We start from the raw sequence: 21,214 nt of genomic DNA on the forward strand, positions 1-21,214 counted from the left end.
TCTTGCTTGTTATAATTTGTCTTCACAAACAAATTGTAAAGCAAATGAAACGAGAGGCCAACCCCCAAAAAGGTTAGCCTCTCGTTTTGTTGTTCTGGCCTATTTTGCAACAGCCCCTTTGTATCTCTGGAATTTAGGCCAGCTCGGCGGTGTCCAGGGCGATCATCAGCTCCTCGTTGGTGGGGATGAGCAGCACCTTGACGGGGGAGTCGGGGGTGGAGACCACGGTCTCCTTGCCGCGGACGTTGTTGGCCTCGGGGTCCATGTGAATGCCCATGAACTCCAGGCCGGAGGCAATGGACATACGCTCGGCAGCGGAGTTCTCACCCACGCCGGCGGTGAAGATCACGGCATCCACGCCACCCATGGCGGCGGCATAAGCGCCGATGTACTTCTTCACGGAGTAGCAGAACATGTCCAGAGCCAGAGCGGCGCGCTCGTTGCCCTGCTCGGCAGCGGCGGTGAGGTCACGGAAGTCGGAGGACACGCCGGACACGCCCAGCACGCCGGACTTCTTGTTGAGCACGTTCATCATCTCTGCCATGCTCATGTTGTGCTTGTTCATCAGGTACTCCAGGATACCGGCGTCCAGGTCGCCGGAGCGGGTGCCCATGGGAACGCCGGCCAGGGGAGTGAAGCCCATGGTGGTGTCCACGCTCTTGCCGCCGTCGATGGCGGTGATGGAGGAGCCGTTGCCCAGGTGGCAGGAGATGAGCTTCAGCTCTTCCAGGGGCTTGCCCAGCATGGCGGCGGCCCGCTGAGCCACATACTTGTGGCTGGTGCCGTGGAAGCCGTAGCGGCGCACCTTGTCCTGCTCATAGTACTCGTAGGGCAGAGCATAGGTGTAGGCCTTGGCGGGCATGGTCTGGTGGAAGGCGGTGTCGAACACGCCCACCTGGGGCACGTCCTTGCCCATGACGGCCTCGCAGGCCTTGATGCCGGTGATGTTGGCGGGGTTGTGCAGGGGGGCCAGGGGGATGCACTCCTCCAGGGCGGCCATGACCTTCTCGTCGATCTTCACGGAGCAGGCGAAGGTCTCACCGCCGTGCACCACACGGTGGCCCACTGCCTCAATTTCCTTCATGGAGGAGATCACACCGTTTTTCTCGTCCACCAGGGCGTTGAGCACGGCCTGAATGGCCTCAGAGTGGGTGGGCATGGCCACGTCGGCGGCGTCGATGGTCTCCTTGCCGGGGGCCTTGTAGGTGAACTTGCCGTCGATGCCGATGCGCTCGCACAGGCCCTTGGCCAGAACTTCCTGGTTGTCGGTGTCCAGCAGCTGGTACTTCAGGGAAGAGCTGCCGGCGTTGATCACGAGAACTTTCATGATTGACACTCCTTCATATTGTGTAAGATAAAATTGTGTTTGCTTCTCTGGGAGAAGTATAATACAATTACTAGAAAACCGCATTTATTATAATGCGTACAGAACAAAGCCGCAAGGGTGAAATACCAAGACTTGAAAGGTCAGTTGGCTTTGTTCATGTTCACGGGTCTCGGGCAATCCGGCCCGAAACCCGTGAACCTTCCACTGGAACGTCCCAGAGTTCCAGTGGAAATACGCATTGTAACAATGTCCAAATTTCACAAAAAGCACTGCTTTTGTGAAATTGTGCGGCCTTCGCCGCACGAATAAACCGCTCAGCGGTTTATTCAGCAGACATTATTATAATGCCGGAAATAGGAATAAGCAAGGGCTTTTCTGACAGTTTGGTAAGATATGTGTAAAAATACACCCTGGGAGGGGATGAAGCATGGAAATTGTGGGCATCGTGGCAGAGTATAACCCCTTCCACAACGGGCACCGCCACCAAATCGCCCAGGCCAGGGCTCTGGCAGGGGCGGGGGCCGTGGTGTGCGCCATGAGCGGAAACTTTGTCCAGCGGGGGGACTGCGCCGTCACCGACAAGTGGACCCGGGCCCGGATGGCCCTGGAGGGTGGCGCAGACCTCATCTTGGAGCTGCCCACGGTGTGGGCCTCCTCCTCCGCTGAGACCTTCGCCCGGGGCAGTGTGGAAATCCTCCACGCTGCCGGGGCCACCGCTTTGTCCTTTGGCAGTGAGACGGGGGACGGGGCAGCCCTGGCGCAGGTGGCCCAGGTCCTGGACGACCCCGCCTTTTCTCAGGCCCTCCAGCCCTTTTTGAGCCGTGGCCTGCCCTTTGCCCAGTGCCGCCATCGGGCGGTCCAGGAGCTGCTGGGGGAGGAGGTGGCCTCCTGCCTTGGAAACGCCAACGACAATCTGGGGGTGGAGTACCTGCGGGCCGCCCGCCGCCTGGGGTGGAGCCCCAAGGTCTATCCCGTCCTCCGGGTGGGGGCGGGCCACGACGGGGGAGATCACCCCCAGTACCCCTCGGCCTCCCATGTGCGGGGAGAAATTCGCGCCGGGGCGGTGGCCATGGACAACCCCGCCTTTCTCTCCTATAACCAGCGGGGTATGTTGGCCCGGCTGCGCTGCTTGGAGCTGGAGGACTGGGAGCGCATCCCCGACTGCGGCGAGGGATTGGCCCAGCGGCTGTACCGGGCGGTGCGCCAGGGCACCAGCTTGGAGGAGATTTACGACCTGGCCAAGACCAAGCGTTACGCCCACGCCCGCATCCGCCGGGCGGTGCTGTGGGGGGCCCTGGGGCTGCGGGAGCAGGACCGTCCTGCCCAGGTGCCCTATCTGCGGGTGCTGGGGTCCAATGAGCGGGGGCTGGGTGTGTTGCGCAACCTGGACGGCTCTGTCCCTGTCATTACCAAGCCCACCCACGGAAAAGGCATCCCCCTCATGGAGCTGGAGGCCAGATGCACCGACTTCTACGCCCTGTGCCGGGAGACCGTCACCCCCTGCGGGGCGGAGTGGAGCACCAGCCCGGTGATCTTGCAAAAGAGCGGCAATCATGTATAATGGGGAGGATGCCAGAGAAAGGGGAGAGAAGATGGACAGCCGAGGAGAGGGGAGAGAACGCTCATTCTTTCTCACATTTATGACGGTGATCTCCTGTGTGGCCGTGGTGATTCTCCACGCCAACGGGGTGTTCTGGAGCTTTTCCTATGAACGGGTGTGGCTCACCGCCAATGCGTTGGAATCCGTGTTCTACTTTGCGGTGCCGGTGTTCTTCATGATCTCCGGGTCCACCCTGTTGGACTACCGGGACCACTACGACACCCGGACCTATGCCATCAAACGGGTGAAAAAGACGGTCATTCCCTTTCTGGTGTGGAGCCTGGTGGCCCTGGCCTTTCAGCTGATTTTGAAGGGCTATACCTTTGAAAGGGTGACGGTGTACACCGTGGTGGACACCATCCTCAACTCCCGACACTGGGGAGTATACTGGTTCTTTATGCCCTTGTTTGGGGCCTATCTGGCCATCCCGGTGTTCAGCCTCATCCCCAAGGAGCGGCGCAAGAGCATCTTCCCCTACATCATTGCCGTGGGCTATCTCTTCAATGAGCTGATTCCCTTTGTCAACCGCCTGTGGGGCAACGTCATTCCCGTCAGCGGGGAATTGGGCTTCCCCATCAGCCGCGGCTACCTGCTCTACCTCTTTGTGGGCTACTACATTTATCACTACCAAGTGCCCCTGTGGCTGAGACGGCTCACCTATGTGCTGGGTGCGGCGGGATTGGCGGTGCATATGGTGGGGACATGGTACTGCTCGTACCAGGCGGGGGAGATCGTCACCCTGTTCAAAGGCTATATGAATCTACCCTGCTTTTTCTATTCCACCGCCCTGTTCCTCTTTTTCCGCAACGTGAACTATCAAAAGTGGAACCGCCGGGTGACGGCTGCCCTCAACTACCTCAGCACCGAGACCTTCAACGTCTACCTGATTCACATGTTTGTCATCACCGGCGTGTCGGTGGTGTTCAAGGTCAGCTGGACCAGTTTTGTAAGCCGAACGGTGGGGGCCGTGGCGGTGTTTCTGGTGGTCACCCTCATCTGTAAACAAGTAAAAAAGCTTCCCCTGGTGCGGATCGTGCTCCCGTGAGCAGCCCGCACAGGTGAAACCATAAACCAATGAGAAAGGAAGAACCGTTATGCGTGCCTATGAACGCTTTTTGACCTATGCTAAAATCCATACCCAGTCCAGCGAGGACACCGGGGTCACCCCCTCCACCCCCATCCAGTGGGACCTGGCCCGGGTGCTGGAGCAGGAGCTCCGCGACCTGGGGGTGCAGGACGTGAAGCTGGATGAGCAGTGGTGCATCGTCACCGGCCACATCCCCGCCACCCCCGGCCTGGAGCAGGTCCCCGCCCTGGGCTTCCTGGCCCACATGGACACCGCCCCCGCCTTCTCCGGGGAGAACGTCAACCCTGTGTTCCATGAAAACTACGACGGCGGCGACGTGGCTCTGCCCCGGGAGGACCGAGTCATCCGGGCCGAGGAGTTCCCCTTCCTGGCGGACCTGAAGGGCAAGACCCTCATCACCGCCGACGGCACCACCCTGCTGGGCGCCGACGACAAGGCGGGCATCGCCGAGATCATGACCCTGTGCCAGCGGCTGCTGGCCGGAGAGATTGCCCACGGCCCTATCTGCGTGGCCTTCACCCCCGACGAGGAGATCGGAGAGGGCCCCAACCACTTTGACGTGGCGGGCTTCGGGGCCCAGTACGCCTACACCGTGGACGGCGGTGCCGCTGGCTCCATTGAGTACGAGAACTTCAACGCCGCCTCCGCCAAGGTGGACATCACCGGCGTGTCCGTCCACCCTGGCTCGGCCAAGGACATCATGGTCAACGCCATTTTGTTGGCCCAGCAGCTCAACGCCCTGCTCCCCGCCCAGGAGACTCCTGCCCACACCGAGGGGTATGAGGGCTTCTACCACCTGGACCGCCTGGAGGGTACCGCCGCCGCCGTGCGCATGGAGTACATCATCCGGGACCATGACCGGGCCAAGTTTGAGCAGCGCAAGGAGACCATGCGCCAGGCTGTGGCCACCATCCAGGCCCAGTATCCCACCGCCCATGTGGAACTGACCATGCAGGACAGCTACTACAATATGAAGGAGAAGCTCACCGACTGCATGTTCCTCATTGAAAACGCCAAGAAGGCCGCCCAGGCCGCAGGGGTTACCCCGGAGGTGGAGCCCATCCGAGGCGGTACCGACGGAGCCCGCCTGTCCTTTATGGGCCTGCCCTGTCCCAACTTGGGCACCGGCGGCTACAACTTCCACGGCCCCCTGGAGTGCATCACCGTGGAGGACATGGACGCCGTGGTGGACATCCTGGTGCACCTGGCAGACATCCACGGGAAAACATTTACAAATTGTTGATGTAATTTTCATTTGATCCGTTAGAATGGAGAGGTGCATCGGGCGCAGCGGCGCCCTAAGAAAAATCCCCTGCGGGGAGGAGGACTTTCGTTGATCTATCGAAATCGTGGCTATGGGCCCATTGATCGGTTCTGTGCCAAGCATCCCAATTTTGGCATTCCCAATCTGATGAAAATCATCGTCTTCGGCCAGATTGCCGTGTACCTGGTGAATATGCTCACCTATGTGATGTTCGCCCAGAACTTTGTGGGTTATTTGCAGTTTGTGCCCGCTTTGATTCTGAATGGTCAGGTGTGGCGTCTGGTGACCTGGGTGGTGGTGCCCAACGCATCCAGCCCGTTTATGTTGCTGCTGACCTGCTATTTCTACTACTGGATTGCCGCCATGTTGGAGCGGGAGTGGGGCACCGCACGGTTTACCCTCTTTTACTTGGGCGGTATGGTGTTGTCTGTGGTGCTGGGTATGGCGCTGGGCTTGGGCCAGATGAACCTGACCCATACCATTGCATCCCTGAACCTGAGCTACTACCTGAACCTGTCCATCTTCCTGGTGCTGGCGGTGCTGTACGGAGAGATGCAGGTGCTGCTCTTCTTTGTGGTCCCGGTGAAGATGAAGTGGATGGCCCTCATTGATGTGGTGCTGGTCATCGTGGATATGGTGGACTTGTTTAAGCTGGGCTATTGGATGTTGGCCTTGGTGCCTCTGGCCAGCTTTATCAACTTCTTCATTTTCACCTGGCCCTTCTGGCAGGCCAAGCTGGGAATTGTGCGCCACAAGACGGACCCCAAGGTCATCCACTTCAAGCAGGCCCAGAAACAGGCTCAGGAGACGAAGGGGTATCACCACAAGTGCGCCGTGTGTGGCATCACCGATGCCGACGACCCGGATATGGAGTTCCGCTACTGCTCCAAGTGCGACGGCTACTACTGCTACTGCGCCAATCACATCAACAACCACGTGCACATTCACAAAAATTGATCGTCTGCATGTCCAGTGGGCGGACGGCGGAGGAGAGACCCTCTGCCGCCCGCCCACTTGTGTTCTGTGCCAATTTCAGGTATACTAAGGAAAATCAAAACAGTTGAGTCAGGAGGAATGTCCCGTGAGACGACTTCTTTGTCTGGTGATGCTGCTGGCGCTGGCTCTGTCTCTCAGCGTGTCCCAGGTGTGGGCCGCCGACGAGACGGCGGAGGAAATCACCATTTTATATACCCACGATATGCACTCCAGCTTCCTGCCCAAGGAGGGGCCGGACGGGCACTCCAGAGGAGGCTATGCCCGGCTGAAAACCCTCATTGATGAGCAGAAGGAGGAGCACCCCAACGCCCTGGTTCTGGACGGAGGCGACTTCTCTATGGGCAGCCTGTTTCAGACGGCCTATTCCACTTCCGCTCTGGAGCTGCGGGCCATGGGCCAGATGGGGTACGATGTCACCACCTTTGGCAACCATGAGTTTGACTACCGCGCCTCCGGCCTGGCCGATATGCTCTACGCCGCTGTGGACAGCGGGGACCCTCTGCCCGCCATTGTGGACGCCAACTATCTGCCCCCCCAGGAGGATGAAGAGACCTGGGATGCTCTGTACACCTACGGGGTGCAGGATTACCGAATCCTGGAGCGGGGCGGCGTGCCCTACGTGATCTTTGGCATCACCGGGGTGGACTCCGATGAGTGCGCGCCCATGTCGGGAATGGAACTCCATGACCCAGTGGAGACCGCCAAGCGTGTGGTGAAGGAGGCCACGGAGCAGTGCCAGACTGCCTACGGGGCGGACCCGGTGGTGATCTGCCTGTCCCACTCGGGCACCGAGAAGGGGAAGGGGGAGGACTACGAGCTGGCCCGGAAGGTGGACGGCATCGACGTCATCATCTCCGGCCACACCCACACCACCCTGGAGCAGCCCATTGAGGTCAATGATACCTACATCGTCTCCGCTGGAGAGAACAGCAAAAATCTGGGTGTACTCACCCTGACCCGCACCCAGGAGGGGGTGGAGCTGAAGGACAGCCGCCTGGTGCCTGTGGACGAGCGCGTGCCCGAGGACCCGGAGATGGCGGCGTGGATTGAAGAGGCCAAGAGCCAAGTGGAGCAGGACTACCTGGCGGACTTTGATCTGGAGTTTGACCAGGTGCTGGTGAACAATCCCTACCAGTTCGACACGGTGGATGAGGTGTACGACACCCAGCACGAGTCCACCCTGGGCAATCTGCTGGCCGACGCCTACTACTGGGCGGGGAACCAGGCCAGCCAGGACCCGGTGGACGTGGCCCTCACCGCCTCCGGCGTCATCCGGGATACCTTCCCCAAGGGGCCCATCACCGTCTCCCAGGTGTTCAACGTGGCTTCTCTGGGCATTGGTGCCGATGGAGTGCCCGGCTATCCCCTGATCTCGGTGTATCTGACGGGCAAGGATTTGAAAAACGCCATTGAGGTGGACGCCTCGGTGCCGCCTCTTATGTCGGCGGCCCAGCTGTTCTACTCCGGGGTTGGATACTCCTTTAACACCAACCGGATGATCTTCGACAAGGTGGACTACGCTGTGCTCATGCGAGAGGGCGGGATCACCGAGCCCATTGTGGATGACCAGCTCTATCACGTGGTCACGGGGCTGTACATCGGGCAGATGCTGGGAGCGGTTGAGAGCTCTACCTTTAACATCCTCACCGTGACCCCTCGGGATGCCCAGGGCAATCCCATTGATATCTCCCAGCTGGAGGACTACATCCTCCACAACGACGAGGGCAACGAGGTCAAGGAGTGGTACGCCATCGCCTCCTACCTGCAATCCATGGGTGGCGAGATGGACCAGAAGTACGGACAGACCGACGGGCGCAAGCTGGTGTACTCCAGCTGGAACCCGGTGAGCCTGCTGAAAAATGCGGGGCTGCCCACCTCCTTGGCCATTCTGGCCCTGGTCATTGTGGTGGTGCTGCTGGTCCTAATGGTGGTGCTGGTGAGAAAATTCATTCTCCGCCGCATGAGAAGAAACTGAGACCTCACAGGAAGAAAGATGAAAAAGAGAAGGCCCCGTGCCCAGAGACAACCTCTGAGCACGGGGCCTTTTTGGTGAACCCTGGGGGTGTGCACCCCATAGGATGGAGTGCCGGATTCCCACCAGGGGAGCCGGGAAAGGAGAGAACTTCGATGGACCGACAATGGAATTTAGCGGCGCTGGCCGAGGGGGAGAGCGGATACGTGCAGTCCGTGTCCACCCACCTGGCCCTCAAGCACCGTCTGGAAGATTTGGGACTCATCCCGGGCACCCGGGTGACCTGTATGGCCCGCAGCCCGGCGGGGGACCCCTGTGCCTACCTCATCCGAGGGGCACTCATCGCCCTGCGTCAGGCAGACGCCCGCCAGATCGCCCTGTGCCCGGCCCACCAGCGGGGGGCGTGAGACATGGGCTCCTGTGTTGCCCTGGTGGGCAACCCCAATGTGGGCAAGTCCACGGTGTTCAACGCCCTCACCGGGCTACACCAACACACGGGAAACTGGGCGGGGAAGACGGTGGATGTGGCCACCGGGACCTTTACATGGCAGGGCAGCGAGGTGACGGTGGTGGACCTGCCCGGCACCTACTCCCTACAGACCTCCTCCCCGGAGGAGGACATCGCCTTGGACTACCTGCTCCACTCTCAGGCCAACGGGGTGGTGGTGGTGTGCGACGCCACCTGTTTGGAACGCAATCTCATTTTAGCCCTCCAGGTGCTGGAGGTGACAGGAAATGTGGTGGTGTGCGTCAACCTCATGGATGAGGCCCAGCGGCTGGGGGTGCAGGTGGACCTCGCAGCCTTGGCCGACGCCCTGGGCGTGACCGTGGTGGGGGTGTCTGCGGGCACTGGGGCGGGGCTGGATACCCTGCGGGAGGTAATGGCCGGGCTGGCCAAGGGGGAAGTCACCGGGCCTGTCCGCCCCGCTCAGCCCCCCATGGAGCGGGTGCACACGGCCCAGGCCTACGCCCGTCAGGCGGTGGACACCACCCCCACCCCCCAGGCTCGCCGTCAAGCGGTGTGGAACAAGCGGATGGTGAGTGGGTTTACCGCCATCCCTCTGATGCTGGTGCTCCTGGCCGGGGTGATGTGGCTGACGGTGGCGGGGGCCAACCTGCCCTCGTCTCTGCTGTCCCAGGGCTTTGACTGGCTGGGGCAGCAGTTGGAGGGGTGGATGGGGGACTGGGACCCCGCCCTTCGGGCCTTCCTCCTGGACGGAGTATACGGGGTGACCACCTGGGTGGTGTCGGTGATGCTGCCCCCCATGGCCATCTTTTTCCCCCTGTTCACCCTGCTGGAGGACCTGGGCTACCTGCCCCGGGTGGCCTTTGTGCTGGACCACGCCTTTCAAAAGGCCAGGGCCTGTGGAAAACAGGCTCTGACCATGTGCATGAGCCTGGGGTGTACCGCCTGTGGTGTGACGGGGTGCCGTATCATTGACAGCCCCCGGGAGCGCCTGGCCGCTATGCTCACCTCGTCCCTGGTGCCCTGCAATGGAAAATTTCCCACCCTGCTGGCCCTCATTACCCTGTTTCTGGTGGGGCAGGGGGGGAGCCTTGTGGGGGCGGCAGCCCTGCTGGGAGTGCTGCTGCTGGGGGTGGCCGCCACCCTGGGGTGTACCCGACTGCTCACCGCTACCGTGCTGAAAGGTACCCCCTCCGCCTTTGCCCTGGAGTTGCCCCCCTTCCGCCGTCCCCGGGTGGGGCAGGTGGTGGTGCGCTCCCTGCTGGACCGCACGGTGTTCGTGCTGGCCCGGGCGGTGGCGGTGGCGGCCCCCGCCGGTGGCGTCATCTGGCTGCTGGCCAACATCACCCTGGGGGACACCACCATTCTGGCCCATATCACTGGGTTTCTGAACCCTGTGGGGCAGCTCATGGGCCTGGACGGGGTGATTTTGACCGCTTTCCTCCTGGGCTGGCCCGCCAACGAGATTGTCATGCCGGTGATGCTCATGGCCTACCTGGCCCAGGGCAGTCTGGTGGATATGGACCAGCTCACCGGGGTGGGGGCGCTGTTGGAGGCCCAGGGCTGGACCATGACCACGGCGGTGTGCACCCTCCTGTTCACCCTCTTCCACTGGCCTTGCTCCACCACCTGCCTCACCATCTGGCGAGAGAGCAAGAGTATCAAGTGGACCCTGGTGGCGGTGGCGGTCCCCACTCTGCTGGGAGCGGGGCTGTGTGTTCTGGTCAATGCTTTGGGGAGTCTGTTGGGAATCTAGAAGAAAGGGGCTGTTGCAGACATGCGGTTTGCAACAGCCTGTTTCTGTTTTGCAGCGGCTTCTTCATAGCCTCCCAATGTAAGGAGATACGGAACGGGGTGGGTCCAGATTGAGCACCCGCTTGCCCATTTGCTTGGCCAGTGCTGCATATCTGGCTGCATGACCACAGGGATGGGTCACATATGTCACCACATAATCCGACTGTTTTAACATCCAGCGATTTCTCCAGTCCATGGCGAATTGCTTGGGAATGGTGTCAATACCGTCTGGAAGAATCAAATGGGAGTCATCTATGGCGTTCTCTCTCGTCTCTTGCCCATGGATGGGGAGATGCGCCAGAACAACCCCATAGGTGACGCTTGGATATTCCAGGCAAAGCTCACGGAGGACAGAACAAGCCATGCGCTCAAAACCGCCTTGGTTGCCTACATAGAATGTACGAACGCCGTGCTCTTCGATGAAATCCATGAGAACTCGGCGCAGTTGCGGCCTTAAATCAGGGGGACATTGACGATGCCCAAAAATGTACACGTTGACATATTGCTCCCTCCAAAGAAGTTACCTTTATTCGGGTATATGACAATTGTAAAACAAAATTATTCCACAAGTCAACCCGTATTCGGGTAGGTTCTCCCTTGTTTGTTGCTATCATCACATCAACCCGTAAATGGGTAATGATTGCAGAGGGAGAAGCCTATGGAATATTACGAGCTATATATTCAGCGCATCCGGGAGCTTTGCAGACAGCGGGGGATTTCCATCAATAAACTGGCCTCCATGAGCAATGTCAAGCAGTCCACCTTGGACAACATTGTGCGAGGGGTGACCAAAAATCCACGGGTGAAGACGCTGCACAAATTGGCGTTGGCCTTCAACATGACGGTGGCAGAGTTTTTAGATTTTGAGTCGCTCAATGAATATTCCTTTGAGGATGACGAAGAAGAGTGATTTACCTGGGGGAAACCCGTTGCAAATGATAGTGGCTGAGTCCAAACAGAAAGCTGGGACATGAAAAAATGAGTGAGAATCGCCTTTTGGCGGCTCTCACTCATTTTGGTTGATGGGATAGGGATTAGCCCTTGCAGGCGTCCAGCAGAGCCTGGGTCATGTCGGTCTTCTCCCAGGGCAGATCCAGCTCGGAACGGCCAAAGTGGCCGTAAGCAGCGGTCTGGCGGTAGATGGGACGGCGCAGGTCCAGACGGTTGATGATGGCGGTGGGCCGCAGGTCAAACACGTGATTCACGGCCTGCTCCAGCACCTCGTCGGACACCTTGCCGGTGCCGAAGGTGTCCACCAGCACGGACACGGGCCGGGCTACGCCGATGGCGTAGGCCAACTGCACCTGGCAGCGGTCGGCCAGCCCAGCGGCCACCACGTTCTTGGCCACCCAGCGGGCGGCGTAGGCGGCAGAACGGTCCACCTTGGTGGGGTCCTTGCCGGAGAAGGCGCCGCCGCCGTGGGGGGCGGAGCCGCCGTAGGTGTCCACGATGATCTTGCGTCCGGTGAGGCCGGAGTCGCCCTGAGGACCGCCCACCACGAAGCGGCCGGTGGGGTTGACGTAGATCTTGGTGTGCTCGTCCATGAGGTTTGTGGGGATGGTGGGACGGATGACGTACTCCACCATGTCGGCGCGAATCTGCTCCAGAGAGGCCTCGGGGCTGTGCTGGGTGGAGATGACCACAGCGTCCACCCGAACGGGGTTCTGGTTCTCGTCGTACTCCACGGTGACCTGGGACTTGCCGTCGGGACGCAGGTAGTCCAGAGTGCCGTCCTTGCGCACGGCGGTGAGCCGCTGAGCCAGCTTGTGGGACAGAGAGATGGCCAGGGGCATGAGCTCCTCAGTCTCCCGGCAGGCATAGCCGAACATCATACCCTGGTCGCCGGCGCCGCCGTCCAACTCGTCGGTCATCTCGCCCTCCCGGGCCTCCAGGGCCTTGTCCACGCCCATGGCGATGTCGGGGGACTGCTCGTCGATGTTGAGCACCACGCCGCAGGTGTCGCAGTCAAAGCCGTACTTGGCCCGGTCATAGCCGATGTCCCGGATGACCTCCCGGGCCACCTTGGCGATGTCCACATAGCAGGAGGTGGTGATCTCACCCATGATGTGCACCAGACCGGTGGACACGGTGGTCTCACAGGCCACACGGGCCACAGGGTCCTGAGCCAGAATGGCGTCCAGAACGGCGTCGGAAATCTGGTCACAGATCTTGTCGGGGTGTCCCTCGGTGACAGACTCCGAGGTAAAGAAACGTCTTGCCATAAGTAATCTTCCTTTCTTTGTACGGTAAAAGCGTCAAACAAAAAATCCGCCGGACAGTCCGGCGGATGGAGACAGCGTGTCCTCATCTTGCGCGCGAGTGTAACACTCGTCTCCGCCGGATTTGGCACCTTGCTCAGGTAAGCAGGTTGCCGTGGCTTCATTGGGCCGATCCCTCCGCCACTCTCGATAAGGCAATGTTCAATTGCGGGTAACATTATATCTTTACACCACTGACTTTGTCAATGGCAGAAACATGGAAAATCACTTCTTGGGCCGGGGTCGAAACAGGAAAGATGCCACAAGACCCAGGGTGATGGCCAGGGCGATACCCCCAGCGGTGGCGGTGAGTCCTCCGGTGAGCACCCCCAGCCAGCCCTCCTCCTCCACGGCCTTGCGCACCCCCTGGGCCAGGGTGTGGCCGAATCCGGTGAGGGGGACGGTGGCCCCAGCTCCTGCCCAGTCCACCAGAGGCTGGTACAGCCCCAGTCCGCTGAGGATGACCCCCGCCACCACGTAAAACACTAGAATCCGGGCGGGGGTGAGGCTGGTGCGGTCCAAGAGCACCTGACCGATGACGCAGAGAATGCCGCCCAGCAAAAAGGCGTTGAAGTATTCCATCAGCTTGCACCTCCTTCCAGCACAATGGCGTGGCAGATGCCGGGGATAGACTCCCCCTGCATGGTGGACACGGGGGAGAGCAGCGCCCCGGTGGGGCAGAAGAGGACCCGCTTCCATCGCCCGGACTGGAGGCCGGGCAGGACCATGGTGGTGAGCACGGCGGCGCTGCACCCGCACCCGGAGCCGCCGCAGTGGACGTCCTGGGCCTCCCGCTCAAAGAGGAGCAGGCCGCAGTCGTTGTAGTTGGACAGGGGACACCCGTCCCGGGAGAAGAAGTCGGAGACGATCTCCCACCCCAGCTGTCCCAGGTCCCCGGTGAGGATGAGGTCGTAATCGGCGGGACTGCGCCCGGTGTCCCGGAAATGGGCCCGCAGGGTGTCGTAGGCCGCCGGAGCCATGGCCGCCCCCATGTTGGCGGGGTCTTTGACCCCCTTGTCCATCACCTTGCCGATGGTGACGGCGGACACCACCGGGCCCTTCTCCCCTTGGGAGGAGAGCACCACCGCCCCGGCGGCGGTGGCGGTCCACTGGGCGGTGGGGGGCCGCTGGCAGCCGTACTCCAGAGGGGTGCGGTACTGCCGCTCGGCGGAACAGAAGTGGGAGGAGGTCATGGCGGCGGCGTGGTGGCCCCAACCCCCGGAGAGGAGCAGGGAGGCCAGCGCCAGGCTCTCCCCCATGGTGGAGCAGGCCCCATAGAGGCCCAGATAGGGCACCCCCGCCCACCGGGCGGCAAAGGCGGAGCTGATGCACTGGTTGAGAAGGTCTCCCGCCAGAAGAAAGTCCAGCTGCTGGGCCTCCAGCTTGGCCCGTTTCAGCGCAGACTCCAGGGCCAGCTGCTGCATGGTGGTCTCCGCCATCTCCCAGCTGGACTGCTGGAAGGTGTCGTCTTCACAGGTGTGGTCAAAAAAGCGGCCCAGGGGGCCCTCTTTCTCCTTGCGGCCTCCGGCGCTGCCGTAGCCCACGATGACGGGGGGGCGGGAGAGTTGATAGGTTTGGGACGAGCGGGGCATAGGCAAAGACTCCTTCAAGAAAATGTCTTGCCTCTAGTATGCGCACCGACAAGGAATTTATCACAAAAGCCAGGGAGTGCTAGAAAAATTCACAAAGGGGTGGTATAATGCACTCTGTTGGAAAATTTTTTGAGAAATGTTATGGGAGGAATCCTGTTATGTCGGAACAGACCAGATACATCGGCTATATCTGTCCCGTGTGCGGCAAGGCTGTGGTGGTGGAGCGCACCGCCTTTGCCCTGGCCGCCGGGGACCAGACCATCCCCTGTCCCTGCGGCAAGTCTCAGCTGGAATTTCACCAGCAGGGGGAGCACTGTCAGGTGACGGTGCCCTGTCTCTTCTGCGCCAAGGACCACCACACTGTGTGTTCCACCCGGGCCATGATGGAGGAGAAGCTGCTGGTGCTCTCCTGCTCCGCCTCGGGGCTGGGCTGCTGCTTCATCGGAGAAGAGGAGGCGGTGTTCGGCGAGATGGAGAAGCTGGAGCGGGCTGTGGACAAGCTGCGCATGGATGACCAGGAGGAGACCCGGGGCACCTTCCTGGACGAGATCGTCATGGGCGAGGTGCTGGCGGAACTCAAGGACATTGCAGGCCGCAAGGGCATCTCTTGCGGCTGTGGCTGCGACCAGTACGGTATCAAGGTGGGGTACTCCTCGGTGGATGTGGTGTGCGCTGGATGCGGTGCCACCCTGCGGCTGCCTGCCGCCACCCTGGACGACGTGGACGAAATTTGCGCCCGCTACACCCTCACCATTCCTGGAAAGAAGGAAGAGTAAATGAGTCATCAAATCACTGAAGTCACCTTCCGGGTGGGCTCCTTGGATGTGGACATGTTCAACCAGTGCCGACCCTCGGCGCTGCTGGGCTATTTGCAGGAGGCCGCCACCCAGGCGGCCATCCAGCTGGGGGCCTCGGGGCCGGAGATTTTTGAGCGGTATCACTGCCTATGGATGGTGTCCCGCAACTGGGTGGAGCTGTACGCCCCTCTGCGGTGGAACGATGCGTTCACCATTCAGACCTGGCACCGGGGCGGCACCGGGGTGGCCACCTACCGGGACTTTGACATCTTCCGGGACGGGAAGCTCATCGGCCAGGGTGTGGCCCAGTGGGTGATGGTGGACGCCGATACCCACAAGCTGTTCCGGCTGCGGGATGTCACCGAGTTCCAGGGCACCGACGGCGGGGAACGGAACAAGTCCATCAAGCTCCACCGGGTACCCATGCCAAAGGAATTTGGTGCGGCAGGGAAGCGGTATCTCGGGTATTCGGATACCGACATCAACGGCCATATCAACAACAGCCACTATGCCGACTATGCCTGTGATGCCCTCCATATGGAGCGTAATGGCAAGGGAAAGTACATCCGGGACATCCAAATCTCCTACATTAGTGAGTGCCGGGCGGGGGAAGAGCTGTCCATGGCCACCGCCGTGGAGGGAGAGCACCTCTTTGCCCGTGGCATCGGCCCAGAGGGTGAGGTCCGGTTTGAATACGCCATGACCTTGGCGGACGAGGAACAATAAGATGATAAAGCGAAACAAGAGACAGAGAGGGGACGGCCAGCTCCGGCAGCCCGTCCCCATGGATCGCTATTTTCCCACCCCGGAACAGGGCCTGACCCAGGCCCAGGCCGCCCAGCTGGCCGCCGCCGGATGGCACAACCGGGTGGAGGAGACCAACCTGAAATCCACCGGGGAAATCATCCGGGAAAACACCCTGACCTTCTTCAACCTGGTGTTTGTGGTGCTGGCGGCGCTGCTGGTGCTGGCGGGCAGCTTCCGGGACATGTTCTTTCTGCTCATCGCCGCCATCAACTCCCTCATCGGCATCGTCCAGCAGCTGCGCTCCCGGGCCACCCTGAGCAAGCTGGCTCTGGTGGCTCAGGCCCGGGTCAAAGTGGTGCGGGGCGGACAGCTGGGCACCGTGCCTGTGGACCAGCTGGTGCGGGAGGACATTGTGGAGCTGGGGGCTGGAGACCAGATTCCCGCCGACGGCCCGGTGTTAGTGGGCCAGGTGACGGTGAACGAGGCCCTCATCACCGGCGAGGCGGACCCCATTGTGAAGAATCCCGGGGACCCGCTGCTCTCCGGCAGCTTTGTAGTGTCTGGCAAGTGCCGGGCCCGGATGGATCAGGTGGGGGCGGCCAGCTACGCTGCTCGTCTGGCCCATGAGGCCAAGGCGGACCAGGGAGCGGGCAAGTCCGAGATGATGAAGTCTCTGGACCGCCTGATTCGGGTCATCGGCTTCGCCCTCATACCCCTGGGTATCGCCCTGTTTTGCAACGAATTTCTGGTGCAGGAGCAGAGCTTCTCCACCTCCATCACCTCCATGGTGGCCGCCCTCATCGGCATGATTCCCGAGGGCCTGTACCTCTTGACCAGCGTGGCCCTGGCTGTCTCGGTGATGCGCCTGGCCCAGCGGAAGACTCTGGTCCACCAGATGAGCGCCATCGAGACCCTGGCCCGGGTGGACGTGCTGTGCGTGGATAAGACGGGCACCGTCACCCAGCCGGACATGTCGGTGCAGGAGCTGGTGTGCCTGGACCCCCAGATCTCTCCCCAGCAGGTGGAGGGAGTGCTGGGTGCCTACTACCAGGTGATGGACGCCGACAACGACACCGCCAAGGCTCTGGCCCGGCGCTTCCAGCAGGGGAACGGCTGGCAGGCCCAGCAGGTGGTCCCCTTCACCTCCGCCAATAAGTGGTCGGCGGTGGTGTTCCAGGACCACGGCTCCTACGTGCTTGGAGCCCCGGAATTCATCCTCAAAGAGGGCTACCAGGCCATTGCCCACCGGGTGGAGCCCTACCAGCAGGCGGGCTGCCGGGTATTGCTGCTGGCCCAGTGCGACACGCCTCCCACCCAGGAGGGCGGCTTGCAGGGCGCGGTGGTCCCCGTGGCCCTGGTGGTGGTGGCAAACCCCATCCGCCCTGAGGCCCCGGACACCTTCCGCTACTTCGCTAAGTACGGGGTGGACGTGAAGGTCATCTCCGGTGACAACCCCCAGACCGTGTCACGGGTGGCCCAACAGGCGGGCATTGCCGGGGCGGAGCGATTTGTGGACGCTGCCACCCTCAAGGAGCCGGGGGACTATGACCGGGCCGTGCAGGACTATAACGTCTTTGGCCGGGTGACCCCGGACCAGAAGCGCAAGCTGGTGAAGGCCCTGCAAAAGGCGGGGCACACCGTGGCCATGACTGGCGACGGCGTCAACGACGTGCTGGCCCTGAAAGACGCCGACTGCGGCATCGCCATGGCCTCGGGAGCTGAGGCCGCCTGCCAGGTGGCCGAGCTGGTGCTGCTGGACTCCGACTTCTCCGCCATGCCCCGGGTGGTGGAGGAGGGCCGACGGGTCATCAACAACATCCAGCGGGCCGCCGCCCTCTACCTGGTGAAAAACATCATGTCGGTGTTTCTGGCCCTCATCACCCTCATTGCCGGGTTCCCGTACCCCTTTGTCCCCATTCAGCTCACCCTCATCAGCGCCTTGACCATCGGCATTCCCTCCTTTGTGCTGGCGTTGGAGCCCAACCATGAGCTGGTGCGGGGCCGATTCATGCACAATGTGCTCCGCCGGGCGCTGCCGGGAGGCCTGACCAACATCGTGCTCATTGTGGGCCTGGAGCTGTTCACCTACGCCTTTACCTTCCAGCGGGCTACCTTGTCCACCCTGTCCACCGTCACCATCGGGGCGGTGGGACTGCTGGTGATCTACTATGTGGCCCGGCCCCTGGACAAGAAGCGGTGGGCCCTGCTGGGGGCCATGACCGTGGCTATGGTGGTGGCCGTGGTGTGGTTTGGACCCTTCTTCGAGCTCACCGCCCTGGACCTCCAGTCCGCCCTGGTGGTGACGGTGTTCCTGCTGCTCACCCCCTCGGTGATCTACGCCTTTGAGACTGCCTTTGAGTGGGGCAGCCGCATCAAAGGGGAGTGGCTCAAGCGCAGAAAGCAGCGTGTTAAAACTGAACAATAAGAAAAACAGCCTCTGAGTGCACCTCAGAGGCTGTTTTTAGCCCAAAATCTGGGCCAGTTCTTCAAAACTGTGGGCGATGTGGGTGGACCCGGCCTGGGTCAGTTCCTCCTGGCTGCCATAGCCGAAGGTGACGCCGATGGAGTCCAGGCCGTTCTCCTGGGCCCCGTGGATGTCGTGGAGGCGGTCGCCCACCATGACGCACATGGCCTTGTCCGGGCACTTTTCCCCCAACCGGGCGAATACCTCCCCAATCACCTCGCCCTTTTTGGTGCGGGTGCCGTCCAGGCAGCTGCCTACAATCTGGTCAAAGTAGCCGTCGATGTGGAAGTGCTCCAGAATTTGACGGGCGAACACCTCCGGCTTGGAGGTGGCCAGACACACGGTCTTTCCCGCCGCTTTCAGCTGGGCCAGAAGGGGCTGGGAGCCGGAAAACACTTTGTTTTCAAAAATACCCTTCTGGGAGAAGTATTCCCGGTATTTCTCCACCGCTTTCTGGGCCGTGGGAAGGTCAAAATGGTAGAACTCCATAAAGGAGTCGATGAGGGGCGGGCCGATGAAGGGGGTGAGTCGGTCCGGGTCCTCGTGGATGCCGAAGGAGGCCAGAGCATAGGCCACCGAGTTGGTGATTCCCTCTTTGGGGTCGGTGAGGGTGCCGTCTAAGTCAAAGAAAATGTGGGTGTACATAAGTAGCTTCCTCGTTTGTATGGGATGGAACTATTATACCGGAAGTGGCGGGCAGGGACAAGACCAAGATGGAGTGGTTGAGTTCACCTCGTCCCTGTGCTATCATGGGGAGCAATGACATTCAAGGAGGGGAGCCCATGAAGCACCAAAACCCATGGTTCACCGTGGACCAGGTGGACCCGGATACCTATATCATCAGCGAATACCGCCACTGGGAGGAGACCCACTGCTATTTGCTCAATGGCAGAGACCGCACCCTGCTCATTGACACGGGGCTGGGCATCTGCCATATCTCTCCGGTGGTGGCGGCTCTGGCCCGGGGCCCGGTGACGGCGGTGGCCACCCACATCCACTGGGACCACATCGGCGGGCACCGCTACTACCCGGACTTTTACGCCCACGAGGCGGAGCTGTCCTGGCTCCAGGGGGGCTTTCCCCAGCCCATTGAGTTGATACGGGGCTATGTGACCGACCGCTGCCAGTTGCCTGAGGGCTACGACGTGAACACCTACGAATTTTTCCAGGGCACTCCCACCCGGGTGCTCCGGGGCGGGGAGACCCTTGAGCTGGGAAACCGGGCGGTTCAAGTGCTCCACACCCCCGGCCATGCCCCGGGCCATATGTGCTTCTGGGAGGCGGAGCGGGGCTACCTGTTCACCGGGGACCTCATTTACCGGGGGTTGCTCACCGCCTGGTTCCCCTCCACCGACCCCCAGGCCTATCTCAAATCCCTGGAGCAGGTGGCCCAGCTGCCTGTGCAGCGACTCTTTCCCGGCCACCATGACCTGGACCTGCCCCCAGAGCTGTGCTTGGAGATGCGGGACAGGCTGCGGGAGCTGGACCGGGCGGGGGAGCTGCGCCACGGAAGCGGCACTCATACCTATGGGGACTGGGCCATCCAGCTGTGATGGAGAGAGGAGAGACAAAACATGAAGATTCGAGATGTTCAGCCGGGAGACGGCGGGGAAATGGCAGAGCTGTTTTACAACACCGTCCACAGGGTAAACGCCCGGGACTACACGCCCCAGCAGTTGGCGGTGTGGGCCACCGGGAAGATGGACCTGGAGCAGTGGGAGCAGTCTTTTCTGGGCCACTGTGCCCTGGTGGCGGAGGACGAGACGGGCATCTTGGGCTTTGGGGACATCCACCCAGACGGCTATCTGGACCGACTGTATGTGCGCTGGGATTGCCAGGGCCAGGGGGTGGCCCGTGCGCTGTGTGACCGATTGGAGGGGGCGGTGTCGGGACCTGTGACCACCCACGCCTCCATCACCGCCCGCCCCTTTTTTGAGGCCCGGGGCTACCGGGTGGTGCGTCAGCAGCAGGTGGAGCGGCAGGGGGTAGCCCTGACCAACTTCGTCATGGAGAAGCCGGTGACAGAGATTGGATAATTTAGCACAGTGCTGTGCTTGACTGACAGGGGAAAAACGTGTAGAGTGTTCGAGTATCATCCCAACTCTGGGAACGAGACAAGAGAAAAGAGGAGTTTGCAACCATGAAACAACGCGAGAGTTTTTCCTCCCGGCTGGGCTTTTTGCTCATATCCGCCGGGTGCGCCATCGGGCTGGGCAACGTATGGCGGTTCCCCTACATCACCGGCCAGTACGGCGGGGCCGCCTTTGTGGTGGTGTACCTGCTGTTTTTGGTCATCATGGGCCTGCCTGTGATGGTGATGGAGTTTTCCGTGGGCCGAGGCAGCCAGAAGAGCATGGCCGGGTCCTTCCAGGCGCTGGAGCCGGAAAAAGGCGGTGCTGGTGAATACCGTGGCCATTCTGGTGCTGTCCATGCCCTGCGTGCTGGGCTTCAACCTGTGGAGCGGATTCCAGCCTCTGGGGGCTGGCACTTCCATCATGGATTTGGAGGACTTCCTGGTCAGCGACAACATTCTGCCTCTGGGCTCTCTGGTGTATCTGCTGTTCTGCGTCACTCGCAAGGGCTGGGGCTGGGACAACTTCCTGGCCGAGGCCAACACCGGTTCGGGCCTGCGCTTCCCCCGCAATGTGCGTTTCTATGTGACATTCCTGCTGCCCATTATCATGTTCATCATCTTTGTCATGGGCTATTGGAACCGCTTCTTTGCCTAACCAAAAGGGCCGGGATCTCCCGGCCCTTTTTCTGTGTAAAAATGTTGCTTCGCTAGTGTGCGAAAGTGCTTGAAATTTTGACGGCCCTGGGTTAAAATGAAAGCTACGAGTACACGCCCGA

The 21,214-nt window shown here is 61.1% G+C and carries 19 protein-coding genes, 1 pseudogene and 1 riboswitch; of the genes and pseudogenes, 14 read left to right on the forward strand and 6 right to left on the reverse strand.

Going from position 1 to position 21,214, the window contains the following annotated elements; translation table 11 throughout:
• Nucleotides 1–133: 133 nt before the first annotated feature.
• Entirely contained in the window at nt 134–1,327 is a 1,194-nt protein-coding gene (locus B5F98_RS03375) for an acetate kinase (RefSeq protein WP_087234115.1), read from the reverse strand.
• 427 nt (nt 1,328–1,754) lie between these two features.
• Between B5F98_RS03375 and B5F98_RS03380 the strand changes: the two genes are divergently transcribed.
• The 7 genes from B5F98_RS03380 to B5F98_RS03410 all read left to right on the forward strand — a co-directional run bounded on the left by B5F98_RS03380 (nt 1,755) and on the right by B5F98_RS03410 (nt 10,468).
• Nucleotides 1,755–2,888, forward strand: coding sequence for a nucleotidyltransferase family protein (locus B5F98_RS03380; RefSeq protein WP_087369613.1), 1,134 nt, complete (start codon nt 1,755–1,757; stop codon nt 2,886–2,888).
• A 79-nt stretch (nt 2,889–2,967) separates the two neighbouring features.
• Nucleotides 2,968–3,972: an acyltransferase family protein gene (locus tag B5F98_RS03385; RefSeq protein ID WP_158099768.1), complete on the forward strand. Its 1,005-nt coding sequence runs from the start codon at nt 2,968–2,970 to the stop codon at nt 3,970–3,972.
• A gap of 49 nt (nt 3,973–4,021) precedes the next feature.
• Nucleotides 4,022–5,257, forward strand: coding sequence for a peptidase T (pepT, locus tag B5F98_RS03390; RefSeq protein ID WP_087369615.1), 1,236 nt, complete (start codon nt 4,022–4,024; stop codon nt 5,255–5,257).
• 90 nt (nt 5,258–5,347) lie between these two features.
• Nucleotides 5,348–6,235, forward strand: a complete 888-nt coding sequence (locus B5F98_RS03395) for a rhomboid family intramembrane serine protease (RefSeq protein ID WP_242961585.1) — start codon at nt 5,348–5,350, stop codon at nt 6,233–6,235.
• A 124-nt stretch (nt 6,236–6,359) separates the two neighbouring features.
• Nucleotides 6,360–8,249 (forward strand): bifunctional UDP-sugar hydrolase/5'-nucleotidase, encoded by a 1,890-nt coding sequence (locus B5F98_RS03400; RefSeq protein ID WP_242961586.1) that lies wholly within the window; start codon nt 6,360–6,362, stop codon nt 8,247–8,249.
• 152 nt (nt 8,250–8,401) lie between these two features.
• Nucleotides 8,402–8,653, forward strand: coding sequence for a FeoA family protein (locus B5F98_RS03405; RefSeq protein ID WP_087234105.1), 252 nt, complete (start codon nt 8,402–8,404; stop codon nt 8,651–8,653).
• A gap of 3 nt (nt 8,654–8,656) precedes the next feature.
• Entirely contained in the window at nt 8,657–10,468 is a 1,812-nt protein-coding gene (locus B5F98_RS03410; protein ID WP_087369617.1) for a ferrous iron transporter B, read from the forward strand.
• 63 nt (nt 10,469–10,531) lie between these two features.
• On the opposite strand, the gene B5F98_RS12660 is transcribed toward B5F98_RS03410, so the two are convergent.
• Nucleotides 10,532–10,936, reverse strand: a complete 405-nt coding sequence (locus B5F98_RS12660) for a DUF1273 domain-containing protein (RefSeq protein ID WP_143482726.1) — start codon at nt 10,934–10,936, stop codon at nt 10,532–10,534.
• A gap of 228 nt (nt 10,937–11,164) precedes the next feature.
• Here B5F98_RS12660 and B5F98_RS03420 point away from each other — a divergent pair, with 228 nt between their 5' ends.
• Nucleotides 11,165–11,416, forward strand: coding sequence for a helix-turn-helix transcriptional regulator (locus B5F98_RS03420; RefSeq protein ID WP_087369619.1), 252 nt, complete (start codon nt 11,165–11,167; stop codon nt 11,414–11,416).
• Nucleotides 11,417–11,540: 124 nt separating this feature from the next.
• On the opposite strand, the gene metK is transcribed toward B5F98_RS03420, so the two are convergent.
• The 3 genes from metK to spoVAD all read right to left on the reverse strand — a co-directional run bounded on the left by metK (nt 11,541) and on the right by spoVAD (nt 14,356).
• Nucleotides 11,541–12,728 carry a methionine adenosyltransferase gene (gene metK / locus B5F98_RS03425; RefSeq protein ID WP_087369620.1) on the reverse strand — a complete coding sequence of 396 codons (1,188 nt, stop codon included), beginning with the start codon at nt 12,726–12,728 and terminating at the stop codon, nt 11,541–11,543.
• A gap of 79 nt (nt 12,729–12,807) precedes the next feature.
• Nucleotides 12,808–12,921, reverse strand: a riboswitch (SAM riboswitch).
• A 68-nt stretch (nt 12,922–12,989) separates the two neighbouring features.
• On the reverse strand, nt 12,990–13,346 hold the full coding sequence (gene spoVAE, locus B5F98_RS03430; protein WP_087229157.1) for a stage V sporulation protein AE: 357 nt from the start codon (nt 13,344–13,346) through the stop codon (nt 12,990–12,992).
• The gene (gene spoVAD, locus B5F98_RS03435) at nt 13,346–14,356 is read right to left on the reverse strand and encodes a stage V sporulation protein AD (RefSeq protein ID WP_087369621.1); all 1,011 of its coding nucleotides are present in this window, start codon (nt 14,354–14,356) and stop codon (nt 13,346–13,348) included. Before spoVAD ends, spoVAE begins: the two co-directional genes overlap by 1 nt.
• Before the next feature lie 158 nt (nt 14,357–14,514).
• On the opposite strand from spoVAD, the gene B5F98_RS03440 reads away from it, so the two are divergent.
• Genes B5F98_RS03440 through B5F98_RS03450 form a run of 3 tightly spaced genes read left to right on the forward strand, consistent with a single transcriptional unit; the run spans nt 14,515 to nt 18,325 of the window.
• Nucleotides 14,515–15,132, forward strand: coding sequence for a hypothetical protein (locus tag B5F98_RS03440; protein ID WP_087229150.1), 618 nt, complete (start codon nt 14,515–14,517; stop codon nt 15,130–15,132).
• Nucleotides 15,133–15,879: an acyl-ACP thioesterase domain-containing protein gene (locus tag B5F98_RS03445; protein WP_087369622.1), complete on the forward strand. Its 747-nt coding sequence runs from the start codon at nt 15,133–15,135 to the stop codon at nt 15,877–15,879.
• Nucleotide 15,880: 1 nt separating this feature from the next.
• Entirely contained in the window at nt 15,881–18,325 is a 2,445-nt protein-coding gene (locus B5F98_RS03450; RefSeq protein ID WP_087369623.1) for an HAD-IC family P-type ATPase, read from the forward strand.
• A 36-nt stretch (nt 18,326–18,361) separates the two neighbouring features.
• Here B5F98_RS03450 and B5F98_RS03455 read toward each other — a convergent pair whose 3' ends face one another.
• The gene (locus B5F98_RS03455; RefSeq protein WP_087369624.1) at nt 18,362–19,009 is read right to left on the reverse strand and encodes an HAD family hydrolase; all 648 of its coding nucleotides are present in this window, start codon (nt 19,007–19,009) and stop codon (nt 18,362–18,364) included.
• 137 nt (nt 19,010–19,146) lie between these two features.
• Between B5F98_RS03455 and B5F98_RS03460 the strand changes: the two genes are divergently transcribed.
• The 3 genes and pseudogenes from B5F98_RS03460 (at nt 19,147) to B5F98_RS03470 (ending at nt 21,093) form a co-directional block, all read left to right on the forward strand.
• Nucleotides 19,147–19,917: an MBL fold metallo-hydrolase gene (locus tag B5F98_RS03460; RefSeq protein ID WP_087369625.1), complete on the forward strand. Its 771-nt coding sequence runs from the start codon at nt 19,147–19,149 to the stop codon at nt 19,915–19,917.
• 21 nt (nt 19,918–19,938) lie between these two features.
• Entirely contained in the window at nt 19,939–20,400 is a 462-nt protein-coding gene (locus B5F98_RS03465; RefSeq protein WP_087369626.1) for a GNAT family N-acetyltransferase, read from the forward strand.
• Between the two features lie 104 nt (nt 20,401–20,504).
• Nucleotides 20,505–21,093 (forward strand): annotated as a pseudogene (locus B5F98_RS03470) (hypothetical protein).
• Nucleotides 21,094–21,214: the final 121 nt, after the last annotated feature.

Origin of the sequence: Pseudoflavonifractor sp. An44 (genome assembly GCF_002161675.1) — a bacterium.
GTDB lineage: Bacteria > Bacillota > Clostridia > Oscillospirales > Oscillospiraceae > Enterenecus > Enterenecus faecium.

Coding starts and splice junctions, on each gene's coding strand:
- B5F98_RS03445 (WP_087369622.1), top strand. CDS start 15,133: ATGAGTCATCAAATCACTGAAGTCACCTTCCGGGTGGGCTCCTTGGAT.
- B5F98_RS03465 (WP_087369626.1), top strand. CDS start 19,939: ATGAAGATTCGAGATGTTCAGCCGGGAGACGGCGGGGAAATGGCAGAG.
- B5F98_RS03420 (WP_087369619.1), top strand. CDS start 11,165: ATGGAATATTACGAGCTATATATTCAGCGCATCCGGGAGCTTTGCAGA.
- B5F98_RS03455 (WP_087369624.1), bottom strand. CDS start 19,009: ATGTACACCCACATTTTCTTTGACTTAGACGGCACCCTCACCGACCCC.
- spoVAD (WP_087369621.1), bottom strand. CDS start 14,356: ATGCCCCGCTCGTCCCAAACCTATCAACTCTCCCGCCCCCCCGTCATC.
- B5F98_RS03405 (WP_087234105.1), top strand. CDS start 8,402: ATGGACCGACAATGGAATTTAGCGGCGCTGGCCGAGGGGGAGAGCGGA.
- B5F98_RS03385 (WP_158099768.1), top strand. CDS start 2,968: ATGACGGTGATCTCCTGTGTGGCCGTGGTGATTCTCCACGCCAACGGG.
- pepT (WP_087369615.1), top strand. CDS start 4,022: ATGCGTGCCTATGAACGCTTTTTGACCTATGCTAAAATCCATACCCAG.
- B5F98_RS03440 (WP_087229150.1), top strand. CDS start 14,515: ATGTCGGAACAGACCAGATACATCGGCTATATCTGTCCCGTGTGCGGC.
- spoVAE (WP_087229157.1), bottom strand. CDS start 13,346: ATGGAATACTTCAACGCCTTTTTGCTGGGCGGCATTCTCTGCGTCATC.
- B5F98_RS03450 (WP_087369623.1), top strand. CDS start 15,881: ATGATAAAGCGAAACAAGAGACAGAGAGGGGACGGCCAGCTCCGGCAG.
- B5F98_RS03410 (WP_087369617.1), top strand. CDS start 8,657: ATGGGCTCCTGTGTTGCCCTGGTGGGCAACCCCAATGTGGGCAAGTCC.
- B5F98_RS03460 (WP_087369625.1), top strand. CDS start 19,147: ATGAAGCACCAAAACCCATGGTTCACCGTGGACCAGGTGGACCCGGAT.
- B5F98_RS12660 (WP_143482726.1), bottom strand. CDS start 10,936: ATGGATTTCATCGAAGAGCACGGCGTTCGTACATTCTATGTAGGCAAC.
- B5F98_RS03380 (WP_087369613.1), top strand. CDS start 1,755: ATGGAAATTGTGGGCATCGTGGCAGAGTATAACCCCTTCCACAACGGG.
- metK (WP_087369620.1), bottom strand. CDS start 12,728: ATGGCAAGACGTTTCTTTACCTCGGAGTCTGTCACCGAGGGACACCCC.
- B5F98_RS03375 (WP_087234115.1), bottom strand. CDS start 1,327: ATGAAAGTTCTCGTGATCAACGCCGGCAGCTCTTCCCTGAAGTACCAG.